This is a genomic window from Bacillus methanolicus PB1 (genome assembly GCF_000262755.1).
Lineage (GTDB): Bacteria > Bacillota > Bacilli > Bacillales > Cytobacillaceae > Bacillus_Z > Bacillus_Z methanolicus.
In genome coordinates this window covers 318,203-333,023 of the sequence record NZ_AFEU01000001.1, presented here as the reverse complement: position 1 = coordinate 333,023, position 14,821 = coordinate 318,203, and the positions used below count along the sequence as shown (strand labels likewise).

The window sequence follows — 14,821 nt, the reverse complement described above, 5'->3', positions numbered from 1 at the left end:
ATAACTCCTTTACTCTATTCCTGTGAGGTGGAAAAATGAGAATAGCTGTCAGTGGAGGAGGAACGGGAGGACATATATATCCTGCACTCGCTCTCATACGCGAAATTGCAAAAGAAAATAAGAATGCACACTTTTTATATATCGGCACTGAAAAAGGGTTGGAAAGTAAAATTGTTACCCGTGAAAAAATTCCTTTTAAATCGATACATATTACCGGTTTTAAACGAAAATTGTCCTTTGAAAATATCAAAACAGTTTTCCGGTTTGTTAAAGGTGTAAGAGACAGCAAAAAAATCTTAAAACAGTTTAACCCTGATGTCGTTATCGGAACAGGGGGATATGTTTGCGGACCGGTCGTTTATGCAGCTTCAAGAATAGGGATACCTACAATCATTCATGAACAAAATAGTGTGCCAGGTTTGACGAATAAATTCTTGAGCCGTTATGTAGATAAGATTGCCGTCTGCTTTGAAGAGGCGAAAGCATTTTTTCCAAGTGAAAAAGTTGTATTAACCGGGAATCCCCGGGCTTCAGAGGTAGTCGGACAAGACGGTATTAATGGAAGGCTTTCGTCAGGCCTTAAAGCGAAAGAACCGGCCGTTTTGATTTTTGGCGGAAGCCGAGGAGCCAGACCCATCAATGAAGCTGTTCTAAAATCATTGTCCCAGCTTGAGGAAAAACCGTACCAGGTTTTGTATGTAACCGGTGATGTACATTATGAGGAAGTTAAAAAAGAAGTTGAATTAATTGGTAATCCTGAAAATGTTGTCATAAAACCGTTTATCCATAATATGCCCGAGGTTCTGGCGGGCATTGATTTAGTGGTATCAAGAGCTGGTGCAACCACTTTAGCGGAATTAACTTCTTTAGGAATTCCGAGTATACTTATTCCAAGCCCTTATGTAACCAATAATCATCAGGAAAAAAATGCAAGAGCATTAAGCGACCATGGTGCAGCCATTTTATTGCTTGAAAAAGATTTGACCAGTTCAAAACTTGTTGAACATATTGACCAGGTTCTTTTGGATAAAGATAAATTAACTGAAATGAAGAATGCTGCAAAAAGGCTTGGAATGCCGGATGCAGTCCGAAAATTTTACAAGGTCATTCAAGAGCTTGCAGCAAAAAAACTAAAGTAGCCCAGACTTCCTTTTGCGCATAGACTAATTACACAAAAAGGACAATGGAAGGAAGGTTTATATGAACGAATTGATAAAAAAACTAAAAGAATTAAATGTAGGTAAAGTGAAGGAAAATGAACCTTTAGCAAACCATACTACGATAAAAATTGGCGGGCCGGCCGATTTGTTTGTCGAGCCTTCATCTATTGATAACTTGAAAAAGACAATGGATCTAATCCGTGAATATAACACGAAATGGAGAGCAATCGGGAGAGGTTCCAATTTACTTGTTTCCGATAATGGGATCGAAGGGGCAGTGATCAAACTGGGCCACGGGTTAGACCACTTAGAAGTGAATGATACTGTTGTAAAAGTCGGTGGAGGTCACTCTCTTGTCAGTCTTGCAACGATGATAAGCAGAAAGGGATTGTCCGGGTTGGAATTTGCTGCAGGAATTCCCGGGTCTGTCGGCGGAGCCGTTTATATGAATGCTGGTGCACATGGGTCAGATATTTCTAACATATTAGTAAAAGCCCTTATTCTTTTTGAAGACGGAACAATGGAATGGCTGACTAATGATGAAATGGAGTTTTCTTACAGAACTTCAGTTTTGCAAAAAAAACGCCCCGGAATAGTTGTAGAAGCTGTTTTTCAGCTTGAAAAAGGGGAAAAAGAAACGATATTGCCAAAATTACAAAAAAATAAAGATTACCGAAAAGAAACTCAGCCTTGGAATTTCCCGTGTGCAGGAAGTATTTTCAGAAATCCGCTGCCACATTTTGCCGGTAAATTAATTGAATCGGCGGGATTAAAAGGCCATTCAATCGGTGGTGCCATGATCTCTGAAATTCATGCTAATTTTATTGTCAATACAGGGAACGCAAAAGCTCGGGACGTACTTTCTTTGATTGAGCATATAAAAGAAACGATTTACAATTTATATCAAATTAGAATGGAAACAGAAGTTGAAATAATCGGCCGAAAGTAACAAGAATATCCTAACGGCTTACAAATTTTGTGATATAATTGCTTAGCAATGCAAATACAGATTGGAATTTTTGTGAAAACGGCATGAATTTTGTGCCGTTGTTTTCACTTTACACAAACGCTTTTTCTTTGACAGCAATGATCGTCATTTTCACTTTTTATTGGTGGTGAATTGGATGGAAAAAGGGAAAATTGTCTCAATAGAAGACAGAATTCCTAAACTTAAACAACAGAGGCGAAAGAAAGCGAATAAAAGAGTGATACTGCTTTTAATATTGTTTTTTTCATTGATCGCCTGTGTTGTTTATTTTCAATCACCATTAAGCCGCATAAAAATGGTTCAAGTTAATGGGAACGAAGTTTACCCGAAGGATGAACTTCTTTCATTAATAGGTATCACAAAATCGACAAATATTTGGAAGGTAGATAAGGAAGCAATAGAGGATAAGTTAAAAAATTTGCCCGAGATTAAGTCTGCCAATGTAAAGATTAAGCTTCCCGATACTGTTATTATAAATGTGAAGGAATACAAGCGTATTGCTTACATCGTAAAAGAGGCAAGCTATTTGCCGGTTCTTGAAAACGGAGAAATCTTAAAAAGTGAGCAAACTGCCGATTTGCCCGTAAGCGCTCCGTTGTTAATTGGATTTACAGAAGGAGAAGTCTTGGAAGAAATGATTACTAATCTTCAAAATTTGCCTGAGGAAGTGATAAATTCCATTTCGGAAATCCATTACAAACCAAAAAAACAGATGCTTATCGGATCGTCCTATATATGAATGATGGTTTTGAGGTAAATGCGACGTTGCGAGGTTTTGCTGAAAAAATGGCCCATTACCCTTCGATTGTCAGTCAGCTTGACCCTGATAAAAAAGGAGTTATTGATTTGGAAGTAGGCTCTTATTTCAAGGCTTATGATGAGGAAGGAACTGAAGATGGTGAAGAAGAATAAGATGAAGAAGGTGAAGGGTAATCAAGTCATTCTTTCATTTGTCTGTCTCGTTCTTGGTTTTATGCTCGCTTTTTCATATCACTTAACAAAAAAAGAAAAGGAAGCTTCAAAAATTACAGATATGGAATGGGAGAAGACGCTGGACCTTCGTAATCAGTTGATTGACCAGGAACAAGCAAACCGGGAGTTGCAAAAGGAATTAAATCAAGAACAAGAAAAGGTTCTTGAAATTGAAAAGCAGCTGGCAAAAGAAGCGCAGGTTTATTTTAATCTTGCCGAAGATGCTGAAAAATATCGTATGTATTTAGGAAAAGTAGCCGTAAAAGGTAAAGGCGTCCAAATTATACTTAATGATGGCGAATATGAACCGAATGAAGAGAACATTAACAATTATCTCGTACATGAACATCATATTTTTAAAGTTATTAACGAATTATATATTTCCGGGGCTCAAGCAGTTGCTATAAACGGCCAAAGGTTGTCTCACAATTCATACATAGTTTGTGACGGGCCTGTGATCACAGTGGACGGTTTTCAGCATCCTGCTCCTTTTGTCATAACTGCAATCGGTGATCCTGAAGTGTTGGAGTCTGCAATTAATTTAACAGGCGGGGTAAAAGACCAGCTAGTAAATGACAACATTTTGTTCAGTATTGAGAAAAAGGACGAGATCATTCTTGATCCCATTCTTGGAAATTAATAAGTGTCCACATTGTTTGGGTGATTAAAGAAGGTGGAATTAGTGGACAAGAGAAAGATGATGAGCTTTACGTTGATTATTATGGTGATTGGGTTTATGTTAGCCATCCAATTTCAGACTGTAAAAGAGCCGGTAACCCGCGACACGAGAGGCACCTGGCAGCTGCGGGAGGATTTGCTCAAAGAAAAAGAACTGGCTTCAAGACTGATTCAGGAAATCCGCTCGAATGAAGAAAAACTATATAAGTATGAAACCGAACAAAATCAGAACAAGGAACAAATATTAAGAGAAACACTTGAGGAGCTTAAAAGAGAAGCAGGCCTGACTGAAATGACTGGTCCGGGCATTAAATTAACGATAGAACCGGTATATGAAGAGATGATGCTTGGTGAAACTGTTTCTTCAGTTTCACCGGAATTATTAAAAAGACTCGTCAACGAGTTGAATATGTATGATGCACTCCATATATCAATTGATGGAAAACGGATCATTAACACAACGGTTATTCGGGATATTAACATGGAAACAAAGATCGATGGACATTCCCTTCACAAGATGCCAATTGAAGTTTTAGTGCTAACTGAAAATATGCAGACGGCAGAAAAACTTTATAACCGGATGAAAGTCTCAAAATCTGTTGAAGAATTTTTCATTGACAACTTAAGGATAGAAGTTTCCCGACCTGAAAAAAAAATTACGATACCGGCATATGATGATACAATTCGCATCAGGTATATGGAAGCAGTAAAACCTAACGAAGGAGGCAAATCATAATGTGGCTTCCGCTATTGGGCCTGATACTGGGAGTTATGCTCGGCCTGCTGACTGATATAAGAATTCCGGAAGAGTATTCGAATTATTTATCAATCGCTGTGCTTGCCTCTTTAGATACTCTTTTTGGAGGAATTCGTGCACATTTGCAAAATATTTACGACGAAAAAGTATTTGTATCTGGTTTCTTTTTCAATATAATTTTGGCTGCAAGTTTAGCTTTTCTAGGGGTACATCTTGGTGTAGACTTATATTTAGCAGCTGTTTTTGCATTTGGTGTAAGACTTTTCCAAAATATTGCAGTCATCCGGCGGCTGTTATTAGCGAAATGGTCTTCGAACAATAAAAATTAGAAAAAAAATAAGTTTTTTTAAAAGGGAAAAGCTTAGTTTTGACGAATATTTTTATGAAGAAAACCGTTAATAATAAACTTTTTTAAGAAAAAAATTGTTGTTCAATTTTTGAATTGCTAAAAGGAGGTGCCAAAGAATGAACAGCAATGAAATATATGTAAGTCTTGACATCGGTACATCCAATGTAAAAGTTATCATAGGTGAAATGGTCAGCGACTCCTTAAATATAATCGGTGTAGGCAATGTGAAATCTGAAGGTCTTAAGAAAGGATCCATTGTTGACATAGATGAAACCGTTCATTCTATAAAAAGGGCAATTGAGCAGGCTGAGAGAATGATAGGAATGGATATTTCACAAGTTATTGTAGGCATCACAGGTAATCATGTGATGCTTCAGCCTTGCCACGGTGTAGTAGCGGTAGCAAGCGAAAACCGTGAAATTACCAATCAAGATATTGCAAGAGTTATAGATGCAGCCCAAGTCGTTTCCATTCCGCCTGAGAGAGAAATTATCGATGTAATTCCAAAACAATTTATTGTTGACGGATTGGATGAGATTACTGACCCAAGGGGAATGATCGGTGTCCGTCTTGAAATGGAAGGCATCATTATTACAGGTTCGAAAACCATCCTACATAATACACTTCGTTGTGTAGAACGCGCAGGTTTAGAAATTATGGATATAACGTTACAGCCTTTGGCAGCCGGGTCATTCGCCCTTTCCAAAGATGAAAAAAACCTCGGAGTTGCTTTAGTTGACATTGGCGGCGGGTCAACAACAATCGCTATATTTGAAAACGGCAGCCTAAAAGCAACATCCGTATTGCCAGTCGGGGGAGACCATATCACGAAAGATCTATCAATAGGGTTAAGAACATCTACGGAAGATGCAGAAAAAATAAAAATAAAACATGGACATGCCTTTTACGATTATGCATCAGAGGATGAAGTATTCAGTGTTCCGATCATTGGAAGCGACCAACATCAACAATTTAATCAGCTTGAAATTTCTGATATTATTGAAGCAAGAATGGAAGAGATTTTTGAATTAATCCAAAATGAAATTAGAAGATTAGGAGTTCACGACTTGCCGGGCGGTTATGTTTTAACTGGCGGTGTAGCCAATATGCAAGGTGTATTGGAACTTGCACAAATTGTTTTTCAAAATCGGGTACGAATCGCAGTTCCCGACTATATAGGCGTGCGGGAACCTCAATATACAACGGGTGTCGGTCTAATCAAATTTGCTTATAAAAATGCAAAATTGCAAGGAAGAAAACCGGCACAAGCTGTTTCGGAAGCAAAAGAAAAACGCGTTCAAAAACAGCCGCAACCAAAATTAAAACCGGAGAAACAACCGGAAGAAAAAGTGACATCTAGAGTGAAAAAGTTCCTGGGCTATTTTTTTGAATAGACCGATCAAAAAGGAATAACGACGAATTAGGAGGATTTGTGATGTTGGAGTTTGATACAAATTTAGATCAACTAGCTACAATAAAAGTAATTGGCGTTGGTGGCGGCGGAAACAACGCGGTTAACCGTATGATAGAGCACGGAGTACAAGGTGTTGAGTTTATTTCTGTCAATACTGATGCCCAAGCTTTAAACCTATCGAAAGCAGAAGTGAAAATGCAAATTGGCGCCAAGCTAACTAGGGGACTTGGTGCAGGAGCGAATCCGGAGGTAGGTAAAAAAGCCGCAGAAGAAAGCAAAGAACAGATTGAAGAAGCATTAAAAGGCGCAGACATGGTGTTCGTTACCGCAGGTATGGGCGGCGGAACCGGAACAGGTGCAGCTCCAGTTATTGCGCAAATTGCCCGCGAATTAGGTGCGTTAACGGTTGGGGTCGTTACCCGTCCATTTACGTTTGAGGGAAAAAAGCGGGCAAACCAGGCAGCAGGCGGGATCGCTGCAATGAAAGAAGCTGTCGATACGCTGATTGTCATTCCGAATGACCGCTTGCTGGAAATTGTCGATAAAAGCACTCCAATGCTTGAAGCGTTCCGTGAAGCTGATAACGTGCTTCGCCAGGGCGTTCAAGGTATTTCTGATTTAATTGCCGTTCCGGGATTAATTAACCTTGATTTCGCAGATGTTAAAACGATTATGTCAAATAAGGGCTCGGCTTTAATGGGAATTGGTGTTGCGTCCGGAGAAAACAGGGCTGCCGAGGCAGCGAAAAAAGCAATTTCTTCACCGCTCTTGGAAACTTCCATTGATGGAGCCCAAGGGGTATTGATGAACATTACCGGCGGCACAAATTTAAGTCTATACGAGGTTCAAGAAGCTGCTGATATCGTAGCTTCAGCTTCAGACCAGGAAGTGAATATGATTTTTGGTTCCGTTATTAATGAAAACTTGAAAGATGAAATTGTAGTTACTGTTATTGCTACCGGTTTTAATGAAGAGGCTGTTCAGCCAAAACCAACAAGATCTTCATTTGGAGGAGTTCAGGCAAAACCTAATATGCCAAGTGTTAAGCGTGAGCCAAAACGCGATGAAATTCCGCAAGAAAGCTTAAGAAATCCATCCATTCAAAGTGAAGATCCGCTCGATATTCCGACTTTCTTAAGAAACCGAAATCGTCGACGATAAAGAGAAAATGGGGCTGACTCATAAGGGTCTGACTCCCTCCCATTATAACAATATATAGAATGGTTTTTTAGTGATTGTCTATATATTGTATTGGAGGGGTCTGACCCACTAGCCTTGCAAAGGTTACAAATTCAGGAAAATAAAAAAAGGTTTACTAAAAAGAAAAAAACTCCTATTGTAGAATTGTTAGCTTGTTGTCCCATCAACAAGTTTTCTACAAAGGAGTTTTTATCATGAGCAATGTAAATATAGCTCAACCATCTGTTGTTCGTCAATGTTTTTCCCTTTTATCTACGGAAAAGCTTTCCTGTCCTCTTTTAAACTATGATCAAAAAAAATTAAGAGCTGATGCCCTTGTAAAAATTTTTGTTGCTGCTCAGCTGGGTAATTGGAGCTCATATACTGATATAGAGGAGAAATTACGGGCTGATAAAGACCTCATGAAAAGCCTAAATTTAGAAAGCATAAGTGGTTCACAACTAAGCCGTAGGATAAATGAATTACCAACTGAATGGGTACAAGATCTTTTTTTTCGAGTGGTCAAAGATATTGAAATTCAAACTAGAAATTTATCTGGTCTACCAAAGGGAATTGGGAGATTAGCCATAATTGACTCTTCTTCCTTTAAGCTGCCTGAACAGTTAGCTAACTGGGCTTATGTATCAAAAAATTCTACTCAGGTAAAAATGCACACCCGTTTAGTGGTAGCTTCTCCAGACATTGCTTTTCCAGACCAAATTATTCCATCAACTGGAAATGTCAGTGATTTTGAAGGTTCCGACTTCCTTGTGGTTGAATCTGATTCAACTTACGTCATGGATCGTGGATATGCTTCTCATAAAAAAATCAATAACTGGGCGGAACGTGGTATTTCTTTCATTGTAAGAATTAAAGAGCAGCACAAGGTAATCTATCTCGATAGAAAAATTTTAAACCATCCGTTGATTCGTATGGATGCGACAGTAAAGATTGGTGTAACCTCGAACGAGAAATTGCACCCGGTACGTCTCGTCGAATTTTTTGATGAAGAAGGACATCTATACCGAATTATTACCACACGCTTTGACTTACCGCCTGAACAAATAATGGAAATCTACCGTCATCGGTGGGCGATTGAGATCTTCTTTAGATGGATTAAACAACATCTTCGTTCAACCAAAATTTGGAGTACAAAACCCCAAGGAATCTGGAATCAGATGTTTCTTTCGCTGATTGCCTATGGGCTAGTACTACAAATAAAACTAAAGACACAAACGAAAAAAACAATATGGGGAGTACTGCGGTTAATCCGAACCTATTTACATTTATCTTGGCAGGAATTTGAAAAAGAACTGAATCGAAGGTGTACAAGGACATCAAAAGGGCGACAAAAAGTACCTAAAAAAAAGGAAGAAGACTTAGTTTTTGCAGAAAAAGTAGCAATGATAAAGCCAAAAAAGGAAAAATAATAAACGAAGTATAAATTACAATTAATATACATAAATTCAAATAAATGGGACAAAAAAGGCTAACTTAAATGGAGTTAGCCTTTTTTGCATCTAGATTAAAAAAGATTATGTTAAATAAAGTAAAATATTGAATTTATTTACTTTTATGCAAGGCTAGTGGGTCTGACCCTTTAATTTTGAGTCAGCCCCATTTTTTTGTGAACAGAAACTGACAATTTCCGAATTGAATAGAGCAAATTTCTTCTCTTTCGATTACAGAATATGACACACTTCTTGAACGAATGTGCGCTATACTTCTTCGTAACGGAGGGATAAATTAAAAGTTTCGAGTTCATTCAGGGCGAGATTTTTCTTAAACGAATGAAGCTGTTTAAGAGACTTCCAAAAGGAGGAGGTATAAATGACAATCTATTTGGATGTAATTTGGGCCCTGAATTTTTTGTTTGATAGTTTTCTCCTTTATTTAACAGCGGCAATTTTGAAAAGAAATTGCAAAATATGGAGAGTCTTTTTGGGCGGATTTATTGGTTCAAGTATCATTTTATTGTCTGTATCACCGTTTTATTCATATTCGAGCCATCCGCTGGCTAAATTTATTTTTTCAGTTGCAATGATCATTGCTGTATTTGGTTATAAAAGATGGCGCTATTTTTTTAATGGATTGATGACTTTTTATATGACTACCTTTCTAGCAGGCGGAGCTTTGATAGGAGCCCATTATTTCATTCAATTTGATTTTGACCTGTCATCCTCTGTCATGCTGGCGAGTGTAAAAGGATTTGGCGATCCGATAAGCTGGCTTTTTGTATTTATCGGTTTTCCGATTGCTTGGCATTTTTCAAAGCGTAATTTCGATTCAATTGAGGTTGTAAAACTTCATTTTGAACAGCTTGTAAACGTAAAAATTACAATATTGGGAAGAGAAATATTTCTTAGAGGCTTAATAGACAGCGGAAATCAGCTTTATGATCCCATCTCAAAATTGCCTGTAATGTTTGTATCTTTAAAGAAAGCGGATGAAAGAGTTCCGGATATCGTATTAGAAATTGCTGAAAACCCGGAAGAAGTAATTTTCGGAAAAAAGGAAATGCCTCCAAAACTAGAAAAAATTATGCGAATTATCCCATACCGTGTTGTCGGACAAGAACACCAGCTAATTATAGGCATAAAAGCTGAAAATATCGAAATAGAAAAAAATGGGGACTGCTGGCAAACAAAAAACGGACTCGTTTCGTTCACGATGCAACAGCTTTCAGCTGATGGCTCGTTTCAATGCATAGTTCATCCAAAGTTGCTCAGTGGCACAATGAAAAATACCCCATATAAAAATGTCAGCCAATATTAATATACTCAGAAAAACTCAAGATAGAAGGAGGACAATTCATGAAAAATATACGACTTCGCTTATCGTACTACTGGTATAAACTGTTGATAAAACTCGGATTAAAAACGGATGAAATATATTATATCGGCGGAAGTGAAGCACTGCCGCCTCCTTTAAGTAAGGAAGAGGAAGAACTGCTGTTAAAAAAGCTTCCAAAAGGAGATAAAGCCGCCCGCTCTATCTTGATTGAAAGAAACTTGCGTCTAGTTGTTTACATTGCTCGCAAATTTGAAAATACAGGCATTAATATTGAGGACTTAATCAGTATCGGCACTATTGGCTTAATTAAAGGTGTCAATACTTTTAATCCTGAGAAAAAAATCAAATTGGCGACATATGCTTCCCGTTGTATTGAAAATGAAATTTTAATGTTTTTGCGCAGAAACAATAAGATCCGTTCTGAAGTATCGTTTGATGAACCGCTGAATATTGATTGGGATGGCAATGAACTTTTGCTGTCAGATGTATTGGGCACAGAAAATGATATTATTACGAAAGATCTTGAGGCGACTGTAGACCGCAAATTGTTATTAAAAGCACTCCACCAATTATCCGATCGGGAAAAACAAATTATGGAACTTCGGTTTGGTCTTAGAAACGGTGAAGAAAAAACACAGAAAGATGTAGCAGACATGTTAGGAATTTCCCAATCGTACATATCACGGCTGGAAAAAAGAATTATCAAAAGATTAAGAAAAGAATTCAATAAAATGGTTTAGGAAAAATTTTTTTTGAAAATTACTTGATTTTCTTTATATTTATTGCCTGTTTATGGCATATTGCCAAAAAACGGTGAGTGCATATTTTTCCTGCTCACGGAAATACTGAACTTTGTACAGCAACTCCTGTGAGGAGGGAAAAGAATTGACTCGAAATAAAGTTGAAATTTGCGGTGTAGATACTTCAAAGCTGCCTGTATTAAAGAACGAAGTGATGAGAGAACTGTTCAAACAAATGCAAAACGGCGATTTAACCGCACGTGAAAAATTAATAAACGGCAACTTGCGACTCGTCTTGAGTGTCATTCAGCGATTTAATAACAGAGGAGAATATGTTGATGACCTGTTCCAAGTTGGCTGTATCGGTCTTATGAAATCCATTGATAATTTTGATTTAAGTCAAAATGTTAAGTTCTCCACATATGCTGTTCCAATGATAATCGGGGAAATTCGTCGTTATTTGAGGGATAATAATCCTATTCGGGTTTCCCGGTCTTTGAGGGACATTGCATATAAAGCACTCCAAGTAAGAGAAAGGCTGATGAGCGAAACATCTCGGGAACCGACAGCCGAGGAAATCGCAAAGGTTTTGGAAGTTCCCCACGAAGAAATTGTGTTTGCATTAGATGCAATTCAAGATCCAGTATCGTTATTTGAACCTATTTATAATGATGGCGGAGATCCGATTTATGTTATGGACCAATTAAGTGATGAGCGAAATAAAGATTCACATTGGGTAGAAGAAATAGCGTTAAAGGAAGGAATGCAGCGCTTAAATGACCGTGAAAAACTAATTTTGCGAAAACGGTTCTTTCAAGGAAAGACCCAAATGGAGGTTGCCGAAGAAATAGGAATATCTCAAGCGCAAGTTTCCCGCCTGGAAAAAGCGGCAATCAAACAAATGAATAAAAACATACAAAGCTAGGGGCTGACTCAAAAGGGTTTGGCTCCCTCCGCAAAGACAATATATAGAATGGATTATTAGTGATTGTCTATATGTTGTATTGGAGGGGTCAGACCCACTAGCCTTGCAAAGGTTACAAATTCAGGAAAATAAAAAAAGGTTTACTAAAAAGAAAAAAACTCCTATTGTAGAATTGTTAGCTTGTTGTCCCATCAACAAGTTTTCTACAAAGGAGTTTTTATCATGAGCAATGTAAATATAGCTCAACCATCTGTTGTTCGTCAATGTTTTTCCCTTTTATCTACGGAAAAGCTTTCCTGTCCTCTTTTAAACTATGATCAAAAAAAATTAAGAGCTGATGCCCTTGTAAAAATTTTTGTTGCTGCTCAGCTGGGTAATTGGAGCTCATATACTGATATAGAGGAGAAATTACGGGCTGATAAAGACCTCATGAAAAGCCTAAATTTAGAAAGCATAAGTGGTTCACAACTAAGCCGTAGGATAAATGAATTACCAACTGAATGGGTACAAGATCTTTTTTTTCGAGTGGTCAAAGATATTGAAATTCAAACTAGAAATTTATCTGGTCTACCAAAGGGAATTGGGAGATTAGCCATAATTGACTCTTCTTCCTTTAAGCTGCCTGAACAGTTAGCTAACTGGGCTTATGTATCAAAAAATTCTACTCAGGTAAAAATGCACACCCGTTTAGTGGTAGCTTCTCCAGACATTGCTTTTCCAGACCAAATTATTCCATCAACTGGAAATGTCAGTGATTTTGAAGGTTCCGACTTCCTTGTGGTTGAATCTGATTCAACTTACGTCATGGATCGTGGATATGCTTCTCATAAAAAAATCAATAACTGGGCGGAACGTGGTATTTCTTTCATTGTAAGAATTAAAGAGCAGCACAAGGTAATCTATCTCGATAGAAAAATTTTAAACCATCCGTTGATTCGTATGGATGCGACAGTAAAGATTGGTGTAACCTCGAACGAGAAATTGCACCCGGTACGTCTCGTCGAATTTTTTGATGAAGAAGGACATCTATACCGAATTATTACCACACGCTTTGACTTACCGCCTGAACAAATAATGGAAATCTACCGTCATCGGTGGGCGATTGAGATCTTCTTTAGATGGATTAAACAACATCTTCGTTCAACCAAAATTTGGAGTACAAAACCCCAAGGAATCTGGAATCAGATGTTTCTTTCGCTGATTGCCTATGGGCTAGTACTACAAATAAAACTAAAGACACAAACGAAAAAAACAATATGGGGAGTACTGCGGTTAATCCGAACCTATTTACATTTATCTTGGCAGGAATTTGAAAAAGAACTGAATCGAAGGTGTACAAGGACATCAAAAGGGCGACAAAAAGTACCTAAAAAAAAGGAAGAAGACTTAGTTTTTGCAGAAAAAGTAGCAATGATAAAGCCAAAAAAGGAAAAATAATAAACGAAGTATAAATTACAATTAATATACATAAATTCAAATAAATGGGACAAAAAAGGCTAACTTAAATGGAGTTAGCCTTTTTTGCATCTAGATTAAAAAAGATTATGTTAAATAAAGTAAAATATTGAATTTATTTACTTTTATGCAAGGCTAGTGGGACAGACCCTTTGCTTTTAAATCAGCCCCTACCTAATTTTAATAAATTACAAATTTTTTTGATTTCATACATATACATAGATAAAGGATTGATTCAGGGAGTGAAAAAAATGGTAAAGATTTCGGAGTTTCAAGTGAAAGATGTTGTAAACATTTCTGATGGAAAAAAGCTTGGCAATATCGGAGACATTGAAATAAATGTGGATACAGGCAAAATTGAAGCAGTCATTATCGGAGGAGCGGGTAAGGTACTCGGGTTTTTTGGACGTGATGAAGAAATCATTATTCCATGGAAAAATATTTTGAAGATCGGGGAAGATGTAATCCTTGTCCGCTATAAAGATCATGGGGAAATTAGGCAAATTGAAGAAGATGCATAAAAACAACCTCTTTACTGTGCCAGTAATTTCATATATGGTAAACTATATGAAAAACAAATGAGGGAAAAAAGGAATGGAACCGTTTGTTCTGAAAAATAAAGAATTTTTTATCATTAAAGATTGGGCAGAACGCAGTCATGGCTTAGCAGCCGGGTTTACAACAAAGAATCAAGGCACTTCTGATGTGCCTTTTAATCTAGGTTTTCATGTTGCTGAAAATCCGCAAGACGTATGTTTAAATAAGGAAAAATTGTCTGAACTCCTTGATTTTCCTTTATCCAGCTGGGTCGGTGCGGAACAAACTCATGAAGTCTTAATAAGAAAAGTTACGAAAGAGGATAAAGGAAAAGGTTCTGTGAAATATGACGACTCATTGAAGCGAACGGACGGTTTTTATACTTTTGAAAAGGATATTTTATTAACTTTATGTTTTGCGGATTGTGTCCCGATTTATTTTTTCGAACCAAAAAGCAAATGTTTAGGTATTGCACATGCGGGCTGGAAAGGTTCTGTAAACGGAATCGCCGAAGAAATGGTCGAAAAATTGGCAAACGAAGGAATAAAACCTGATGAATTAATGGTCGTCATCGGCCCATCCATTTGCAAAAAATGTTATATTGTAGATGAACGTGTAATTAAATTAGTGCAAAATAGACTAGAAGCTGTCGAAAAAAAGCCATATAATTTAATACAAGAAAAGCAATACTCTCTAAATTTACAAGAACTAAATAAACAAATTCTTATGAAAAACGGGGTTTTGGAAGAAAATATCGCGATTACTCAACTTTGTACAAGCTGTCATAGAGACCTATTTTTTTCCCATCGCCGAGATAAAGGGAAAACAGGCAGAATGATGGGATTTATCGGCTGGAAGGAGGTTTTCTAACAGT

16 protein-coding genes are annotated in these 14,821 nt (G+C 37.4%); all 16 read left to right on the top strand.

Annotation, left to right across the window (positions count from 1 at the left end; translation table 11 throughout):
* The first annotated feature begins 35 nt into the window (after window positions 1-35).
* On the top strand, window positions 36-1,139 hold the full coding sequence (gene murG / locus PB1_RS01485; protein ID WP_003350306.1) for an undecaprenyldiphospho-muramoylpentapeptide beta-N-acetylglucosaminyltransferase: 1,104 nt from the start codon (window positions 36-38) through the stop codon (window positions 1,137-1,139).
* 61 nt (window positions 1,140-1,200) lie between these two features.
* Window positions 1,201-2,109 (top strand): UDP-N-acetylmuramate dehydrogenase, encoded by a 909-nt coding sequence (gene murB, locus PB1_RS01480; protein WP_003350305.1) that lies wholly within the window; start codon window positions 1,201-1,203, stop codon window positions 2,107-2,109.
* Between the two features lie 175 nt (window positions 2,110-2,284).
* Window positions 2,285-2,887, top strand: a complete 603-nt coding sequence (locus tag PB1_RS01475) for a cell division protein FtsQ/DivIB (RefSeq protein ID WP_337999012.1) — start codon at window positions 2,285-2,287, stop codon at window positions 2,885-2,887.
* Window positions 2,884-3,060 carry a hypothetical protein gene (locus tag PB1_RS18380; protein ID WP_337999011.1) on the top strand — a complete coding sequence of 59 codons (177 nt, stop codon included), beginning with the start codon at window positions 2,884-2,886 and terminating at the stop codon, window positions 3,058-3,060. Before PB1_RS01475 ends, PB1_RS18380 begins: the two co-directional genes overlap by 4 nt.
* On the top strand, window positions 3,044-3,760 hold the full coding sequence (locus PB1_RS01470; RefSeq protein ID WP_003350304.1) for a DUF881 domain-containing protein: 717 nt from the start codon (window positions 3,044-3,046) through the stop codon (window positions 3,758-3,760). Before PB1_RS18380 ends, PB1_RS01470 begins: the two co-directional genes overlap by 17 nt.
* Before the next feature lie 42 nt (window positions 3,761-3,802).
* Complete coding sequence (locus PB1_RS01465; protein ID WP_003350303.1) at window positions 3,803-4,534, top strand: DUF881 domain-containing protein; 732 nt, start codon at window positions 3,803-3,805, stop codon at window positions 4,532-4,534.
* A complete protein-coding gene (locus PB1_RS01460) occupies window positions 4,534-4,884 on the top strand; it encodes a small basic family protein (RefSeq protein ID WP_003350302.1) in 351 nt (116 codons plus the stop codon). Before PB1_RS01465 ends, PB1_RS01460 begins: the two co-directional genes overlap by 1 nt.
* Window positions 4,885-5,020: 136 nt before the next feature.
* On the top strand, window positions 5,021-6,298 hold the full coding sequence (ftsA, locus tag PB1_RS01455) for a cell division protein FtsA (protein WP_003350301.1): 1,278 nt from the start codon (window positions 5,021-5,023) through the stop codon (window positions 6,296-6,298).
* Between the two features lie 41 nt (window positions 6,299-6,339).
* Window positions 6,340-7,479 carry a cell division protein FtsZ gene (gene ftsZ / locus PB1_RS01450; RefSeq protein ID WP_003350300.1) on the top strand — a complete coding sequence of 380 codons (1,140 nt, stop codon included), beginning with the start codon at window positions 6,340-6,342 and terminating at the stop codon, window positions 7,477-7,479.
* Between the two features lie 233 nt (window positions 7,480-7,712).
* Window positions 7,713-8,927 (top strand): IS4 family transposase, encoded by a 1,215-nt coding sequence (locus PB1_RS01445; protein ID WP_003350293.1) that lies wholly within the window; start codon window positions 7,713-7,715, stop codon window positions 8,925-8,927.
* A 400-nt stretch (window positions 8,928-9,327) separates the two neighbouring features.
* The gene (gene spoIIGA / locus PB1_RS01440) at window positions 9,328-10,272 is read left to right on the top strand and encodes a sigma-E processing peptidase SpoIIGA (RefSeq protein ID WP_003350299.1); all 945 of its coding nucleotides are present in this window, start codon (window positions 9,328-9,330) and stop codon (window positions 10,270-10,272) included.
* Window positions 10,273-10,310: 38 nt separating this feature from the next.
* On the top strand, window positions 10,311-11,030 hold the full coding sequence (gene sigE / locus PB1_RS01435) for an RNA polymerase sporulation sigma factor SigE (RefSeq protein ID WP_003350297.1): 720 nt from the start codon (window positions 10,311-10,313) through the stop codon (window positions 11,028-11,030).
* Window positions 11,031-11,175: 145 nt separating this feature from the next.
* Window positions 11,176-11,955, top strand: a complete 780-nt coding sequence (gene sigG, locus PB1_RS01430; RefSeq protein WP_003350295.1) for an RNA polymerase sporulation sigma factor SigG — start codon at window positions 11,176-11,178, stop codon at window positions 11,953-11,955.
* A 222-nt stretch (window positions 11,956-12,177) separates the two neighbouring features.
* Entirely contained in the window at window positions 12,178-13,392 is a 1,215-nt protein-coding gene (locus PB1_RS01425; RefSeq protein WP_003350293.1) for an IS4 family transposase, read from the top strand.
* 269 nt (window positions 13,393-13,661) lie between these two features.
* The gene (locus tag PB1_RS01420; protein ID WP_003350292.1) at window positions 13,662-13,931 is read left to right on the top strand and encodes a YlmC/YmxH family sporulation protein; all 270 of its coding nucleotides are present in this window, start codon (window positions 13,662-13,664) and stop codon (window positions 13,929-13,931) included.
* Between the two features lie 73 nt (window positions 13,932-14,004).
* A complete protein-coding gene (gene pgeF, locus PB1_RS01415) occupies window positions 14,005-14,817 on the top strand; it encodes a peptidoglycan editing factor PgeF (RefSeq protein WP_003350290.1) in 813 nt (270 codons plus the stop codon).
* Window positions 14,818-14,821 lie beyond the last annotated feature (4 nt).